Origin of the sequence: Erwinia sp. HR93 (genome assembly GCF_034555055.1) — a bacterium.
Lineage (GTDB): Bacteria > Pseudomonadota > Gammaproteobacteria > Enterobacterales > Enterobacteriaceae > Apirhabdus > Apirhabdus apintestini.
In genome coordinates, this window is the sequence record NZ_JAXUDP010000001.1 from 52195 (window position 1) to 66556 (window position 14362).

Here is a 14362-nt window from a genome sequence, read left to right on the forward strand (position 1 = left end):
TGAGACGAACTCGCTCCTGAGAACGGTGTCCCCATTTTTCTTTGGGCGAATTTCAATAAATTCGCGCAGTTCGGTTAATTAAGGTTGGGTAGCGTGTTGGTTGCGTCCTTCGCGATGCCCGCCAGAGGTAGTAAGCTGTCTATCGCCGCAGCGTAATTCACCGCGGCGGCCCATCCGTCGTAATCGGCGGTAATACGCGACGACTCCGCCTGCCAGACATCCTGCTCAACGCTCAATAAATCATTCAGGCTGCGTTTACTGAGCTTGTATTCATTACGATAAACCTCGCGGGCGCGCAGCGCGTTCTCATACTGAGACTGGCTGGCGGCTTCGCGCCCCCATGCGCCCTGCCAGTCTGCCAGCGCCACGGACGCTTTTTGTAATACATCGAATTTCGCCTGTTCGACCTGCGACATCGCGATATTGCGAGCACCCTCTGCCTGGGCTACGCGCGCTGAGACTGCGCCCCCCTGATACAAAGGCGCTTCCACATTGAATTGGATTTGGTCATCCCAGTAATTTCGATTATCCGACTGATAGCGCGTGCGCCCGCCCCGCACACTTAGCGTCGGCCAGCGCTCGGCTTTGGCACGCTCAACGCCGGAACGGGAGGCGTCTTCCATCGCCTGCGCGGCCATTACCCCGGGAACCATTGAATAATCAATATGTTCAAGAGAGGTTTGTTCGGGAAGCATAGAGTCAGGCAGGGCTGCGTAAGAGCGTGCGTCTACGCCGGTCAATACGCCCAGGCGTGCCCTGGCGCTCTGTAATGCGGCCTGATACTGCTCAAGCATGGCGCGCATGCCGCCGATGCGGGTGTGGGTTTGCAATACATCAGAGCTGGAACTAAGGCCGGCATCGGCTCGTAACCCGGCAATATGCTGTACCGCCTCCAGCGCGTTGATATTGTTATGTGCCGCAGCGATAAGTGCGTCGTAGCGCTTAACCTCGACATACGTCAGCGCCGTTTGTTCAGCCACATGCGTCAGCGTTGCCATAAGCTGATAGCGATAGCTGTCCAGCCGCTTTTTCTGCTGATCGATAGTGTTATTGGTTTTGCCGAAATCATAGACCAACTGCGTCAGGCTAAGTCCCCATGCCGCAGAGTTCTTCAGAGAACCGCTGGAATCCGTAGTGCGGCTATGACCGGTATTGCCGTTTAATGACACCTGGGGAAACCAGGCGCTGCGCGCCTCGTCAATTTGCGCCTGGCCAATCCCGGTTTGCGCAGCCTGCTGACTGACTGACGGGTCGCGGTCCAGAGCAAATAAAATGCTTTCTTTTAAAGTGAGTTTATCAATGCCGGCAACCGTAGAAACGTTACCGCGCTGAGGGAAGGGAGCGGCCATAAGTGGCGCAGCGCATAATAGTGTGACTGAGAAAATAAGTGAGAGGCTAAACAATCTCATCAGCAATATCCCTTTCCTGATACACAGCGGGCTGTGTTAACGTCCTGTCCCGGTTGATTTTCTGTAAAAATTACCTGTAAAAAATTACAACCTGATAATGAATGCCGCCGTCAAATTCATAGGAATAATCCATGGCACATTATTTAATATAATCGCTATTTTATAAGTTTCCTCATCACTTAGGATATTTCCATAGGAAAATCGCAAGTTAGGTTAATAACTTATATTTATTACAATCAAATCGTTTGCAGCAACGCCCCTGATTTAAAGCGAGCGCGACATTATCAGAATTTTCCTTAAGACGCCACTTATAGCTCCCGTAGGATTAATCCATAGTCCATTAAGAATAATGCTTAGTGAAAAAAAGTTTAAATCGGAGGAAAATTTTATTCATAGCTGGCAAAAGGTTATGAAAAATAATTCAGCGCAAACTTGAACATTTTTACGTTTATTTACCTACTGTGTTAACGCAAAGATTATTTACCCATCCCCAGCCGCGTATTTTTATATTTGGAAGAAACAGGAAGTTTTAATGATCATTACCGGCTAAAAGCCGCTTGCTGCCAAAACGGCGCACTATTATGCTGACGCCCCATGAATACCTACCGTATCCCGATAGCGCTACAACAGGCGGTGATGCGCTGCCTGCGCGAAAAACTGGCTCAGGCCAACGCGCGCTTGAATCAATCCTTCCCGGAACCTGCCATAAGCTGGCACCAGCGCGGTACGGTTGCGGGCACCGCCTGGCTCGAACACTATGAAATTCGCCTAAACCCGGTCTTACTACTGGCGAATCAGCAAACCTTTATTGACAGCGTAGTGCCTCATGAACTGGCACATCTTTTGGTGTGGAAGCGCTTTGGGAAAACCGCGCCGCACGGTAAAGAGTGGCGCTGGATGATGGAAACCATTCTTGATGTTCCGGCACAGCGTACCCATTGCTTCGATATCTCTGCTTTACCGCGCAAAACTTTTCTGTATCGCTGCGCCTGTCGCCAGCATCATTTAACGATACGGCGCCACAATAAAACCCAGCGTGGAGAGACCGAATATCGATGTACCCAGTGCGGCCAGCCGCTGCGACTGGCGTCTGAAAAAAGCGTCTAATTACTGGAATTTTTAACATGTAAACCGATTGAAAACCGACGCGATTTGTTTCAGTATCCCGGCTCGTTTTATTCTGGAGTCTGAAGATGTATCGCATTTCGCTGGCCGCTGTAATCACGGTCTATAGCATGATTTTTCCTGCGGTCGCCGCTATCCATAGTTTTTCCCAGGCGAAAGCCGTCAGTGCCAAAATCAATGCCGATGCACCCGGCTCCTTTTATTGCGGCTGTTCTATCCGCTGGTTGGGCAAAAAAGGCGTCCCGGATTTATCTTCCTGTGGCTATCAGGTACGCAAAAACGCTAACCGCGCCGGACGAATCGAGTGGGAACACATCGTACCAGCCTGGCAGTTTGGCCATCAGCGTCAGTGCTGGCAGCACGGCGGGCGTAAAAACTGCAATAAGGATCCTATCTATCGGCAAATGGAGGCTGATTTACATAACCTGCAGCCCGCCGTTGGCGAAGTGAACGGCGATCGCAATAACTTCCGCTACGGCCAGTGGTCCGGCGGTGAAGGTCAGTATGGTCGGTGCGAAATGAAAGTTGATTTTAAAGGCAAACGCGCAGAGCCACCGGCGCGCGCCAGAGGCGCTATCGCCCGTGCACAATTTTATATGCGCGACGTCTGGCATATTCGCCTGTCAAAGCAGCAGACTCAGCTCTTCGAGGCCTGGAACCGCAGCTATCCCGTGACGGAGTGGGAATGTAAACGCGACGCACGTATCGCACAGATACAGGGAAACCATAATCCCTGGGTGCTGAAGTCTTGCCAGCGGCGAAATAGCTAACCTACACTAGCGGCCTTTAATTAAACTTGCGCGTAGAAAGTGATTAACCACCGCGCTCAGGGTTATAACTTCACCTCGCCTAAGGGATCTGGAACGCCATGCGAACTCCCCGTATATATCATCCACACCCGCTGGATGTCGGCACCGATATTATGCTCGATGACGATGCCGCGGCCCACATTGGGCGCGTACTGCGCATGAGCACCGGTCAGGCGCTGCAATTATTTGACGGCAGTAATCAAATTTTCGACGCGGAAATTCTGGCTGCCGATAAAAAACGCGTGCAGGTACGCGTGCTTTCATCACGCGAAGAGTGCCGGGAATCACCGCTGCATTTGCACCTGGGCCAGGTCATGTCGCGAGGCGAAAAAATGGAATTTACTATCCAGAAATCCATTGAGCTTGGCGTAAATATTATTACCCCGCTGTTTTCTGAGCGCTGCGGCGTTAAACTGGATCAGGAACGTCTGGAGAAAAAGCGCCAGCAGTGGCATAAGATTGCCATTTCAGCCTGCGAACAGTGTGGGCGCAACGCCGTGCCGGAAGTCCGCTCGGCGATGGCGCTTGATGCATGGTGCGCTGAGCAGGAAGCCGGTCTGAAGCTCAATCTGCACCCGCGCGCCAGCCAGAGTATTAATACGCTGCCAAATTCGGTTTCCCGCGTGCGTCTGCTCATCGGCCCGGAAGGGGGTTTGTCCGCAGAAGAGATCGCGATGACGGCACAGCGAGGCTTTACAGATATTCTGTTAGGACCGCGCGTACTGCGTACCGAAACAACCGCGCTCACCGCTATTACCGCCCTTCAGGTGCGCTTCGGCGATCTGGGTTAAAGGAGAAAAGAATGATCAAGCTCGGCATCGTGATGGACCCTATTTCATCCATCAATATTAAGAAAGACTCCAGTTTTGCGATGTTGCTCGAAGCACAGCGCCGCGGTTATGAGCTGCACTATATAGAAATGGCGGATCTCTATTTATATCAGGGGCAGGCGCGCGCGCATACGCACACGCTGAGCGTTGAGCAGAATTACGACGCCTGGTACCAATTTACCAGCGAACAGGATATCGCCCTCGCCGATCTCGATGTCATCCTAATGCGCAAAGATCCGCCCTTCGATACTGAATATATTTATGCCACCTACATGCTGGAGCGCGCCGAAGAGCAGGGTACGCTCATCGTCAATAAGCCGCAAAGCCTGCGCGATTGCAATGAGAAGCTGTATACCGCGTGGTTTCCTGAGCTCACGCCTGATACGCTGGTTACCAGGAATAAAGCGCAGCTGAAAGCATTTTGGGAACGGCACGGTGATGTAATATTGAAACCGCTGGATGGGATGGGCGGCGCGTCTATTTTTCGCGTAAAAGCAGGCGATCCTAATCTTTCCGTCATTGCCGAAACTTTAACCCTACACGGCACGCGCTACTGTATGGCGCAAAACTTTCTGCCAGCCATAACCGAAGGTGATAAGCGCGTGCTGGTCGTCGACGGGGAACCGGTGCCCTACTGCCTGGCGAGAATTCCCCAGGGCGGTGAAACCCGCGGCAATTTGGCGGCGGGTGGGCGCGGCGAAGCGCGGCCATTAAGCGATAGCGACTGGGAAATCGCCCGGCGTGTCGCCCCGGCGTTAAAAGCGAAGGGACTTATTTTCGTCGGGCTGGACATCATCGGCGATCGGCTGACGGAAATAAATGTTACCAGCCCCACCTGTATTCGTGAAATTGAAGCGGCGTTTCCAGTTTCGATAACCGGTATGCTAATGGACGCCATCGAAAAGCGTCTGGCCGCGCGCGTATAAATCGGCACCGCGGCCCGTCGGTCGGTTACCGGCGATACTTTGCAACAGGCTTCCTGACGGGTTAATGACTGATAATGGACATAGATAACCGCCCATGAATTTACAGCACCACTTTTTGATTGCCATGCCAGCGCTGCAGGACTCCTTTTTCCGCCGCTCCGTTGTGTATATTTGTGAGCACAATGACGACGGGGCGATGGGGATTATTATCAACAAGCCGCTGGGGCATCTTAGCGTCGAGGAAGTGCTGGAAAAGTTAAAAATCACGCCAGAGCCGCGCGATCCCTCTATTCGCCTCGATAAGCCGGTGTTCCTGGGCGGGCCACTGGCGGAGGATCGCGGCTTTATTCTCCACTCACCTCAGCGCACATTTGCTTCCAGTATCCAGATTATGGATGAACTCACCATCACCACTTCGCGTGACGTACTGGAAGTATTAGGAACCGAAGCGCAGCCGAAAGAAGTGCTGGTTGCTTTGGGTTACTCTTCCTGGGAGAAGGGACAGCTGGAGCAGGAGCTGCTGGAAAATGCCTGGCTGACAACGCCGGCCAGCCAGACGATTATTTTCCACACCCCTATCGCTGAACGCTGGCGCGAGGCGGCCAGACTCATTGGCGTCGATATTTTCGCTATGCCTGGCGAAGCGGGGCACGCATGACGAAAAGCGCTACACTTATCGCCTTTGACTTTGGCACAAAAAGTATCGGCGTCGCTATCGGGCAGCAAATTACCGGCACCGCGCGGCCGCTTGCCGCGCTGAAAGCCCAGGACGGCACGCCCGACTGGGCAGTAATTGAGAAATTGTTACAGGAATGGCAGCCCGACGAAATCATCGTCGGCCTGCCCCTCAATATGGACGGCAGCGAGCAGCCTTTAACCGCCCGGGCGCGCAAATTCGCTAACCGCATTCATGGCCGTTTCGGCGTGAAAGTGTCTCTTCATGATGAGCGGCTTTCAACGATAGAAGCCCGCGCAGCGCTGTTTGAAAACGGCGGCTATCGGGCTCTGGGAAAAGGCCAGGTTGATTCCGCCTCGGCGGTAGTCATTCTGGAAAGCTTTTTTGAAACAAATGGCTAAAGGTCGACTAGCGGCCGTGTCGCCTGCTGGCGTAATTGCATATGCAGTAGCGGATACGGTCGCCCTTCGCCATCCAGGGGCGAACGCCCCGTTACAGAAAACCCCATACTCTGATAAAACGCGCAGGCCTGAGCGTTTTGTTCATTAACATCCAGCGACGTTACTTTTAAATTCTGTACCGCATAGCGCAAAAGCGCACGACCAACGCCCCGGCCTCGCTGCAAAGGGGCGACAAATAACATTTCGAGGCGGTCGCCTTGAGTGCCCATAAACCCTGTAATTGAACCTGTCGCATCACAGCAAATATGTACACACAGCGCTGGTAAATAGCGCTCGCGCACCAGTGGTCGCAGCGCATCGATATCCTGCTGTAACAGGAAATCATGACTGGCACGTACGGAAGACTCCCAAAGCGTGACCAGCTCATTATATTGCTCCGGCCGCGCAGCTTGAATGCGGCAACTGGGGCATTTCTGGCTATCAGTGATAGGCGTCGGCATATTTTGTTGCATAACAATTAACTCTTTTGACCGCTGTTTTTTCGTCATTTTGCAAGCGTACTCTTTTTACTGGCCACGTATCTTAACCTTCTTACGACCCCGCGCTGTGTATTATTCAACTTTATGGTTATCTTTAGAACGAATGTGACTGTTATCCGTTATCCGTTATCCGTTATCCGTTATCCGTTATCCAGAGATACTGTTACTAAAAAACGCTTTGCTATCATCTTTTTCCTCCCTGCGGCTCCGCACGCTCTAAAGCTAAAAACCGGCGCGCATCGCGATAAAGTTCCCCTATTCAAATGTGATTACCTCAATATTAAGCTGCGCCTCCAGCGCTTATTATGCTGCGACATTGCCTGCGTGCATCTGATTGCCGGCCGTAACGCGCCAAAAGTTTACGACCGTCTACTTTTGAAACGTTATGATTATAATGCTGTGGCACTGGCCATCCGCGCCTCGCGATCCTGGAGGCTGCGAGTATACGTGACCATACCGCTGTGATGCCCGGTTTGCAGCACGCCAGGAAGCTGATGAAGCTTACCTTCACGGATCAGGCTCGCTACTGCGGGGATATTAATCATCAGTTCATAAAGCGCGACGCGCTCACCATCCGCCAGCGAATACAGCTTTTGCGCCAGCACCGCCTGCAGGCTACCGGCGAGCTGTGCGCGCACGCGCGGTTGCTCATCGGCAGAAAAGCTGTCTAATAGACGCTCTACGGCCTGCGCCGCGCCGCGGGTGTGCAGCGTGGCTAACACCAGATGACCGGTTTCCGCTGCGGTTAAAGCCAGACGTATGCTCGCCCGATCCCGCAGTTCTCCCAATAAAATCACATCGGGATCTTCACGCAGCGCGCCGCATAGCCCTGCGGCAAATGACGCGCAGTGTTCACCAATTTCCCGCTGCTGGATGAGGCTTTTTTGCGAGGTATGCACCAGCTCAATAGGATCTTCCAGCGTGACAATATGGCGAGCGTGGTGCCGGTTAATGAAATCGACCATCGCGGCAAGCGTCGTTGATTTACCGCTGCCGGTGGCTCCGGTCACCAATATCAGCCCTTCCTGTTTTTCCAGCAGCGAAGTGACAATAGTGGGCGTACCCAGCTGTGCCAGCGATTTTGCCGAACCGGGTAAAATGCGCAGCGCCAGAGAAAGCCCCTGCCGCTGATAAAACGCATTCACCCGCAGACGCAGGCCATCCTGTAACGTGACGGCGAAATCCAGATGCCCCTGTTCTTTTAGCGTTTGCCACTGCCGCCCGTTCAGCCAGGCAGTCAGCAGCGTTTCAACTTTCGGAGAATTATGCGGTGCGTTTTCCAGCCGCCCCTGCCTGCGCCAGCGTGCTGGCTGGCAGCTACACAGGTGTAGATCCGAGACATTATGCTTTACACTAAGGGCCACAATTTTTTCCATTTCAGGCACTCCTGTAACCATGAGCGATATTGCCCACAACTTAGCGCAGATTCAGAGTAGAATCTCAGCGGCCGCACGGCGATGCGAGCGTGATTCTAAAGACATTACGCTTCTTGCCGTCAGTAAAACTAAACCTGCGAGCGCTATCGAAAAAGCGGTTGCCGCCGGGCAGCGCCAATTCGGTGAGAATTACGTCCAGGAAGGCGTGGAGAAGATTCGCTATTTTTCCGAAGCCGGAATCTCCGGGTTAACGTGGCACTTTATCGGCCCGCTCCAGTCGAATAAAAGCCGGCTGGTAGCCGAGCATTTCGACTGGTGTCACACCGTCGATCGTCTGAAGATAGCCATGCGCCTGAACGAACAGCGCCCGATAACAATGCCGCCGCTCAATGTGCTGATTCAGGTGAATATTAGTGATGAAACCAGTAAATCCGGCATCGCGCCTGACGAGATAGAAGCACTGGCGGCGAACATCGCTGAACTCCCTCATCTTGTGTTACGAGGTTTAATGGCGATTCCAGCCCCTGCCTGCGATTATCAAAGCCAGTTTGCCGTCGCCAGTGAAATGGCGGTAGCATTCACGCGCCTGAAACAGCGCTTTTCTACGGTAGATACGCTCTCTTTAGGCATGACCGATGACATGGACGCCGCCATCGCCGCAGGCAGCACCATGGTGCGCATTGGAACCGCTATTTTCGGAGCGCGGGATTATCCGCCGCACCAGATACTTTAAACACTGAGGAACGCCATGTTGACGTTGACTTTTCTGGTCAAGACTGTGATTGACCTGTATGTAATGGTGCTGCTGCTGCGTATTTGGATGCAGTGGTCACGCTGTGATTTCTACAACCCTTTTTCCCAATTTATTGTGAAAATCACCCAGCCAATTATCGGGCCGTTACGTCGGGTTATTCCCTCGCTCGGCCCGGTAGACAGCGCGTCTTTGCTGGTCGCTTTTTTATTGACCACGTTGAAATATCCCCTGCTGCTGCTGATTCAGGTCGGTGCCCTGTCGCTGTCGCCGATGAATTTACTGGTCGGCCTGCTGTCGTTACTGAAAGCGACCGGCATGCTGGTGTTCTGGATGGTGATAGTCCGCTCGCTCATGAGCTGGGTCAGCCAGGGACGCAGCCCGTTTGAATTTGTGCTGGCGCAGCTCACCGAGCCGCTGATGATGCCAATCCGCCGCATTCTCCCGGCTATGGGCGGCATTGATTTTTCCGGCATGGGCGTCATTTTAGTGCTGTACCTCCTGAATTATTTGGGAATGGACCTTTTCCCGGGGCTGTGGAATTTGCTGTGAGTGCGGTAACGGCAACCCCGCACGGGCTGGTGTTACGGCTTTATATTCAGCCGAAAGCCAGCCGCGACGCGCTGATAGGCGCACACGGTGATGAATTCAAAGTCGCCATTACTGCTCCGCCGGTAGACGGCCAGGCAAACGCGCATTTGATAAAGTTTCTGGCCAAACAATTTCGCGTCGCGAAAAGTCAGATTACGCTGGAGAAAGGCGAACTGGGTCGCCATAAGCAGCTACTGATCGCAGATCCTCAGGTTATCCCGGCGCCCATCGCGGCGCTTCTTGATTAAGACACAGGGTATTCTCATGCAAAAAGTGGTTCTCGCCACCGGCAACGCAGGCAAAGTACGCGAACTGGCGTCACTGCTCGAAGATTTTGGTTTGCAGATTGTGGCGCAAAGCGATCTGGGCGTAGAAAGCGCGGAAGAAACCGGCCTGACCTTCATTGAAAACGCCATTCTGAAAGCCCGCCACGCCTCCCGTATTACCGGTCTGCCGGCCATTGCCGACGACTCAGGGCTAGCGGTGGATGCCCTCGGCGGCGCGCCGGGAATTTATTCCGCGCGCTACGCGGGCGCAGAGACCAGCGACCGGGCTAATCTGGAGAAACTGTTAGACGCGCTGACCCAGGTGCCGGACGGGCAGCGTAAAGCCCGTTTTCACTGCGTGCTGGTGTTTCTCAGGCACGCCGACGATCCTACGCCGCTGGTGTGTCACGGCCAGTGGGAAGGTGAAATCGCTCACCGCTCTAGCGGCACCGGCGGGTTCGGGTACGATCCTGTATTTTATGTTCCCTCAGAAGGGAAAACCGCCGCTGAATTAACCCAAGAAGAAAAACGCGCGCGCTCGCATCGCGGGCAGGCGCTGACTCAACTGCTGGACGCCCTGCGTCATGGTTAATCCCCCGCTCAGCCTGTATATCCACATCCCGTGGTGCGTACAAAAATGCCCCTATTGCGATTTTAATTCGCATGCGCTGAAGGGCGAAGTGCCGCATGACGATTACGTGCGCCATCTGCTGAGCGATTTGGACGCCGATTTGCCCTACGCGCAGGGCCGATGTATAGAAACGATATTTATCGGCGGCGGCACGCCGAGTTTGTTGTCTGGAGCAGCAATGCAGGCGCTGCTGGACGGCGTACGGGCGCGCCTGCCGGTTGACGGCAAGGCGGAAATTACTATGGAAGCCAACCCCGGCACCGTTGAAGCCGCACGCTTTTCCGCCTATCAGCGCGCGGGGATTAACCGCATTTCTCTCGGAGTACAAAGTTTCGATGCGGCAAAGCTTCAGCGTTTGGGGCGAATTCACGGGCCAGAAGAGGCCATTCGCGCGGCGCGGCTGGCAGGCGAGCTGGGGCTGTGCAGTTTCAATCTCGATTTGATGCACGGCCTGCCGGAGCAATCTATCATTCAGGCGCTGGACGATTTAAAACAGGCCATTGCCCTCAATCCACCGCATCTTTCCTGGTATCAATTAACCATTGAGCCTAATACGCTGTTTGGCTCTCGCCCCCCGGCGCTGCCGGATGACGACGCGCTGTGGGATATCTACGAGCAGGGCCACACACTGCTGACCAACGCGGGCTACCAGCAATATGAAACCTCCGCGTATGCAAAACCGGGCTATCAGTGCCGTCATAACCTCAATTACTGGCGCTTTGGGGATTATTTAGGGATAGGCTGCGGCGCGCACGGCAAAATCTCGTTCCCTGACGGCCGAATAGTGCGCACCGCCAAAACCCGGCATCCGCGCGGCTATATGCAGGGCAACTATCGCTGTCGCCAGCATGAAGTCGAATTGACCGAGCGACCGTTTGAGTTTTTTATGAACCGCTTTCGCCTGCTGGAACCCGCGCCGCGCGGCGATTTTTCACGCTATACCGGGTTGCCGGAAAGCAAAATTCGCCCACAAATCGACGCCGCCCTCGCCCAGGGATATCTCGTTGAATCGCCTACCCACTGGCAGGTCACCGAACGCGGCAAGCTATTTTTAAATTCGCTGCTGGAACTGTTCCTGGCAGAATGAGCCTCAGGCCGTGATGCTGGCCAGCTAGCGGTATTTTCCCGCACCGCATCGCCTACAAAATATGTCTCTGCTGCAAAAAAGGTCTACGCGATGTCAAAAACGATGCATAAAGCCCAGCAGTGCAAAGCCTGTCTGGATGCCGGCGATTCGCTGGCACAGGTAAAAGCGCGTTTTATCAGCGATAATCAGGAGTGGCACCGGGTTAGCCTTATGTTGTATCAGCAGCACTTCGAACAGGCGCGGGCGGACAGAGTGCGCGCGGAGCGGGAGCGAAAAAAGCGCGGCGCCTTCACGCACTGCGATGAGATAAAAGACATTATCGAATTAAACGATGCGCTGGCAAACTTTGCACTTGGCCTGCCGAGCTTCGCTACTATGGCTGATTTCAGAAAGCTCAAACGTCTTGCGGAGAGTATGCCTGCGAATGAAGCGCAAACGATCTCCTTCATTGATTCCATCATTATGGATACGCGGCTGCGGGCGCTGCAGCAGCAGGGGCGCTTTGAGGCCTTCTCTGCTTTTAAGCCGCTCGCACGCTACATCGAAGCCGCCGCGCTGGCGTTTTATAGCGGCAATGTAATTAGCGCGTTTTTAACGCTGGTGCCCGTTATCGAAGGCATAATATTGCGCTGGAGCGGGTATCAGCAAGGCGGTAAAAAACTCAGTTTCGCCGATTTGAGAACTTTTTTTGCACGCGGACATCAGCGGCAGCCTTTACCCGGCAACCCTCTGTTTTATGACGTATTTTCCAGAGTGTGCGCCCAAATCATCGACAATCATTTATTTCACCCTACGGGCGCCGGCGTCTCTTATGCCGGTTTTAACCGCCATTTAGCGGCACACATGTTAAGCGACGGGGATTTTGCCACCCGCGACAACTGCGTGCGGCTCTTTTTGCTATTAGATTTAATGTCTGAACTGTATTACTACGAGATGCGCTGCGAAGATCCGCGCTTTTACCCTGATAATGCGGGCATCGCCGGGAAAATACGCCAGTACGACGCGATGAAAAGCATCCGTGAAAACATCTGAAGAATGCCGTTTGTTAACCTGAGAAAGGCACTGGCGACCGCCTGACGATCGCCAGTGAGACGCATGAAATATCAGCCAGCGTTGAGGCTGTTTACCAGAGCTTTGCGCTGTGCTTCGAGCGAAGTGACGCGCGAACAGACGTCTTTACCAAACTGCTGGAAATCTTTTTCCTGGCTCTTCCACTCTTGCTGAATCGCATTTTGCATACCGCCCAGGCTTCCCAGCAGCCCCTGCAGCGGGTTACCGCCGCCGGACGTCGCCGCTTTCGCGCCTAGCTCGTTTATGCTGTCCTGCAAAATGCCACCCATCGCCTGATTAACAAGCTGCTGGCCGTCGGCCCGTACTTGATCGATAGCTTTATAATGGAAGGCTAGCCCGTCCTGCCGATGCTCGATGATGCGATTCATTTGCGCCTTGAGCTGGCTATCAAGCTGGGTCAGGCGTTTACGCATATTGCTGTCCTCGCCCGCCTGCTGGGTAATGATTTTATCCAGCGCCGCGCGCCCTTTATCCACCCGGCTGCGGGCGCCGTTATCAATCCACGGCAGCGCATCTCGCAGCGCCTGCTGATAATCCTGGGCCTGCTCGCGCTGAGCGCCGGTAAGCGCTGGCGCTTTGCCGTTGTACTGCACGCCGCCATCCGGGGCGATAACCAGGTTGCCGTTTTCGCCTACTACCTGCACGGACTGAGCAGCAATCACCACATCATCACGCGGCGATACGCTACATTTATAGTCCGCATGAGCCTGTACCGCCGTCGCCAGCAGCGCAACCATTAGCGCTTTACGCATCATATTCGCTATTCCTTGTCTTCAGCGAAGAAAAACGGCGCGTTTACGTAGCGCGCCGTCTCCTGTTATTAATCCCACCACACGTCGAACAGCGGACTTAGGCGGATCTCTTCCAGCTTTTTATTTTCCAGCCATGCGCGCACCAGCGCCTGATGCTCTTCGGTGCATTGCCCAACCTGCTGGGTGCAAATTAAGCCTTCCCACGCCAGATAACCGCTGCCGTCATAGGCCAGCCCGTTTGGCTCGATAACATCATTGATAAACGCGTCCAGCGCGCTATCTACCTGCTGTTCTGATGTTCCCTCAGGAAAACGCCAGGCCACGGAAAAGCCGACTTCTTTAAATTCGTCGATATGCATTTTTTTACGCAAACGACGGCTACGCTGTTTCGCCATTATTTTACTCTCTCGAACATTAAGTCCCATACGCCGTGGCCAAGACGCTGGCCGCGCTGCTCAAACTTGGTTAACGGACGCGTCGCCGGGCGCGGTACATAATCGCCAGTTGGCGATTGATTCTGGTAGCCATCGACCGAGCGCATTACTTCGAGCATATGTTCAGCATAAGGTTCCCAGTCAGTCGCCATATGAAATACGCCGCCGGGCTTTAATTTGCCTTTTACTCTTTCAACAAAAGGCGGCTGAACGATGCGGCGTTTGTTGTGGCGGGCTTTGTGCCAGGGATCGGGGAAGAAAAGCTGAACCATGGTGAGCGAGTTGTCCGGAATCATTGTTTCGAGCACCTCCACCGCGTCGTGGCACATTACGCGCAGATTTTCCACGCCCTCTTCCACGGCCTGACTCAGACAGGCGCCAACGCCCGGCGAGTGAACCTCAATCCCAAGGAAATTCTGATGCGGATTCGCCTTCGCCATCGCCACCAGGGATGCGCCCATGCCAAAGCCAATTTCGAGCGTGACCGGGGCTTCACGCCCAAACAGCGCGCAAAAATCCAGCGGCTGCGGGCTAAATTCTACGCCCATCGTCGGCCAGTAGTGCTCCAGCGCGTGCTGCTGCCCTTTCGTCAGGCGGCCCTGGCGGCGGACAAAGCTGCGAATGCGGCGCAGCTGGCGGCCGTTTTCATCAAAATCCGGGGAGATGACCTCGTTAATCATGTCAGTGT

18 protein-coding genes are annotated in these 14362 nt (G+C 54.1%); 12 read left to right on the plus strand and 6 right to left on the minus strand.

From position 1 onward, the window contains the following. Nucleotides 1–74 precede the first annotated feature (74 nt). Nucleotides 75–1349: a TolC family outer membrane protein gene (locus SFA31_RS00225; RefSeq protein WP_322839261.1), complete on the minus strand. Its 1275-nt coding sequence runs from the start codon at nucleotides 1347–1349 to the stop codon at nucleotides 75–77. 654 nt (nucleotides 1350–2003) lie between these two features. Between SFA31_RS00225 and SFA31_RS00230 the strand changes: the two genes are divergently transcribed. The 6 genes from SFA31_RS00230 (at nucleotide 2004) to ruvX (ending at nucleotide 6176) form a co-directional block, all read left to right on the plus strand. Continuing rightward, nucleotides 2004–2516, plus strand: coding sequence for a SprT family zinc-dependent metalloprotease (locus SFA31_RS00230; RefSeq protein WP_322836186.1), 513 nt, complete (start codon nucleotides 2004–2006; stop codon nucleotides 2514–2516). A gap of 86 nt (nucleotides 2517–2602) precedes the next feature. Then, nucleotides 2603–3304, plus strand: coding sequence for a deoxyribonuclease I (gene endA, locus SFA31_RS00235; protein WP_322836187.1), 702 nt, complete (start codon nucleotides 2603–2605; stop codon nucleotides 3302–3304). A 98-nt stretch (nucleotides 3305–3402) separates the two neighbouring features. Beyond that, nucleotides 3403–4134, plus strand: coding sequence for a 16S rRNA (uracil(1498)-N(3))-methyltransferase (gene rsmE / locus SFA31_RS00240; RefSeq protein WP_322836188.1), 732 nt, complete (start codon nucleotides 3403–3405; stop codon nucleotides 4132–4134). A gap of 11 nt (nucleotides 4135–4145) precedes the next feature. After that, a complete protein-coding gene (gene gshB / locus SFA31_RS00245) occupies nucleotides 4146–5099 on the plus strand; it encodes a glutathione synthase (RefSeq protein ID WP_322836189.1) in 954 nt (317 codons plus the stop codon). Nucleotides 5100–5193: 94 nt separating this feature from the next. Continuing rightward, nucleotides 5194–5757: a YqgE/AlgH family protein gene (locus SFA31_RS00250; RefSeq protein ID WP_322836190.1), complete on the plus strand. Its 564-nt coding sequence runs from the start codon at nucleotides 5194–5196 to the stop codon at nucleotides 5755–5757. After that, complete coding sequence (ruvX, locus tag SFA31_RS00255; RefSeq protein WP_322836191.1) at nucleotides 5754–6176, plus strand: Holliday junction resolvase RuvX; 423 nt, start codon at nucleotides 5754–5756, stop codon at nucleotides 6174–6176. The genes SFA31_RS00250 and ruvX overlap by 4 nt, the downstream gene beginning before the upstream one ends. On the opposite strand, the gene SFA31_RS00260 is transcribed toward ruvX, so the two are convergent. Together SFA31_RS00260 and SFA31_RS00265 are read right to left on the minus strand one after the other, a co-directional pair. After that, nucleotides 6173–6724: an acetyltransferase gene (locus SFA31_RS00260; RefSeq protein WP_322836192.1), complete on the minus strand. Its 552-nt coding sequence runs from the start codon at nucleotides 6722–6724 to the stop codon at nucleotides 6173–6175. The two genes, ruvX and SFA31_RS00260, sit on opposite strands and share 4 nt — an antisense overlap. Before the next feature lie 380 nt (nucleotides 6725–7104). Continuing rightward, nucleotides 7105–8091 carry a type IV pilus twitching motility protein PilT gene (locus SFA31_RS00265; protein ID WP_322836193.1) on the minus strand — a complete coding sequence of 329 codons (987 nt, stop codon included), beginning with the start codon at nucleotides 8089–8091 and terminating at the stop codon, nucleotides 7105–7107. 19 nt (nucleotides 8092–8110) lie between these two features. Between SFA31_RS00265 and SFA31_RS00270 the strand changes: the two genes are divergently transcribed. The 6 genes from SFA31_RS00270 to SFA31_RS00295 all read left to right on the plus strand — a co-directional run bounded on the left by SFA31_RS00270 (nucleotide 8111) and on the right by SFA31_RS00295 (nucleotide 12449). Continuing rightward, a complete protein-coding gene (locus tag SFA31_RS00270; RefSeq protein ID WP_322836194.1) occupies nucleotides 8111–8824 on the plus strand; it encodes a YggS family pyridoxal phosphate-dependent enzyme in 714 nt (237 codons plus the stop codon). Nucleotides 8825–8839: 15 nt separating this feature from the next. Beyond that, nucleotides 8840–9394, plus strand: coding sequence for a YggT family protein (locus SFA31_RS00275; RefSeq protein WP_322836195.1), 555 nt, complete (start codon nucleotides 8840–8842; stop codon nucleotides 9392–9394). Further along, a complete protein-coding gene (yggU, locus tag SFA31_RS00280) occupies nucleotides 9391–9681 on the plus strand; it encodes a DUF167 family protein YggU (protein ID WP_322836196.1) in 291 nt (96 codons plus the stop codon). Before SFA31_RS00275 ends, yggU begins: the two co-directional genes overlap by 4 nt. A gap of 16 nt (nucleotides 9682–9697) precedes the next feature. Then, a complete protein-coding gene (locus tag SFA31_RS00285; protein ID WP_322836197.1) occupies nucleotides 9698–10291 on the plus strand; it encodes an XTP/dITP diphosphatase in 594 nt (197 codons plus the stop codon). Further along, a complete protein-coding gene (gene hemW, locus SFA31_RS00290) occupies nucleotides 10284–11417 on the plus strand; it encodes a radical SAM family heme chaperone HemW (protein WP_322836198.1) in 1134 nt (377 codons plus the stop codon). The genes SFA31_RS00285 and hemW overlap by 8 nt, the downstream gene beginning before the upstream one ends. 90 nt (nucleotides 11418–11507) lie before the next feature. Continuing rightward, complete coding sequence (locus SFA31_RS00295; protein WP_322836199.1) at nucleotides 11508–12449, plus strand: hypothetical protein; 942 nt, start codon at nucleotides 11508–11510, stop codon at nucleotides 12447–12449. Nucleotides 12450–12520: 71 nt separating this feature from the next. Here SFA31_RS00295 and SFA31_RS00300 read toward each other — a convergent pair whose 3' ends face one another. From SFA31_RS00300 to trmB, 3 genes are all read right to left on the minus strand, one after another. Then, nucleotides 12521–13243 carry a DUF2884 domain-containing protein gene (locus SFA31_RS00300; protein WP_322836200.1) on the minus strand — a complete coding sequence of 241 codons (723 nt, stop codon included), beginning with the start codon at nucleotides 13241–13243 and terminating at the stop codon, nucleotides 12521–12523. Nucleotides 13244–13308: 65 nt separating this feature from the next. Further along, nucleotides 13309–13635, minus strand: coding sequence for a YggL family protein (locus tag SFA31_RS00305; protein WP_322836201.1), 327 nt, complete (start codon nucleotides 13633–13635; stop codon nucleotides 13309–13311). After that, entirely contained in the window at nucleotides 13635–14354 is a 720-nt protein-coding gene (gene trmB / locus SFA31_RS00310; RefSeq protein WP_322836202.1) for a tRNA (guanosine(46)-N7)-methyltransferase TrmB, read from the minus strand. The genes SFA31_RS00305 and trmB overlap by 1 nt, the downstream gene beginning before the upstream one ends. Nucleotides 14355–14362: the final 8 nt, after the last annotated feature.

Bases quoted from the DNA above. Each gene is read 5' to 3' on its own strand.
- SFA31_RS00225 (WP_322839261.1), bottom strand. From the start codon at position 1,349: ATGGCCGCTCCCTTCCCTCAGCGCGGTAACGTTTCTACGGTTGCCGGC.
- SFA31_RS00230 (WP_322836186.1), top strand. From the start codon at position 2,004: ATGAATACCTACCGTATCCCGATAGCGCTACAACAGGCGGTGATGCGC.
- endA (WP_322836187.1), top strand. From the start codon at position 2,603: ATGTATCGCATTTCGCTGGCCGCTGTAATCACGGTCTATAGCATGATT.
- rsmE (WP_322836188.1), top strand. From the start codon at position 3,403: ATGCGAACTCCCCGTATATATCATCCACACCCGCTGGATGTCGGCACC.
- gshB (WP_322836189.1), top strand. From the start codon at position 4,146: ATGATCAAGCTCGGCATCGTGATGGACCCTATTTCATCCATCAATATT.
- SFA31_RS00250 (WP_322836190.1), top strand. From the start codon at position 5,194: ATGAATTTACAGCACCACTTTTTGATTGCCATGCCAGCGCTGCAGGAC.
- ruvX (WP_322836191.1), top strand. From the start codon at position 5,754: ATGACGAAAAGCGCTACACTTATCGCCTTTGACTTTGGCACAAAAAGT.
- SFA31_RS00260 (WP_322836192.1), bottom strand. From the start codon at position 6,724: ATGACGAAAAAACAGCGGTCAAAAGAGTTAATTGTTATGCAACAAAAT.
- SFA31_RS00265 (WP_322836193.1), bottom strand. From the start codon at position 8,091: ATGGAAAAAATTGTGGCCCTTAGTGTAAAGCATAATGTCTCGGATCTA.
- SFA31_RS00270 (WP_322836194.1), top strand. From the start codon at position 8,111: ATGAGCGATATTGCCCACAACTTAGCGCAGATTCAGAGTAGAATCTCA.
- SFA31_RS00275 (WP_322836195.1), top strand. From the start codon at position 8,840: ATGTTGACGTTGACTTTTCTGGTCAAGACTGTGATTGACCTGTATGTA.
- SFA31_RS00285 (WP_322836197.1), top strand. From the start codon at position 9,698: ATGCAAAAAGTGGTTCTCGCCACCGGCAACGCAGGCAAAGTACGCGAA.
- hemW (WP_322836198.1), top strand. From the start codon at position 10,284: ATGGTTAATCCCCCGCTCAGCCTGTATATCCACATCCCGTGGTGCGTA.
- SFA31_RS00295 (WP_322836199.1), top strand. From the start codon at position 11,508: ATGTCAAAAACGATGCATAAAGCCCAGCAGTGCAAAGCCTGTCTGGAT.
- SFA31_RS00300 (WP_322836200.1), bottom strand. From the start codon at position 13,243: ATGATGCGTAAAGCGCTAATGGTTGCGCTGCTGGCGACGGCGGTACAG.
- SFA31_RS00305 (WP_322836201.1), bottom strand. From the start codon at position 13,635: ATGGCGAAACAGCGTAGCCGTCGTTTGCGTAAAAAAATGCATATCGAC.
- trmB (WP_322836202.1), bottom strand. From the start codon at position 14,354: ATGATTAACGAGGTCATCTCCCCGGATTTTGATGAAAACGGCCGCCAG.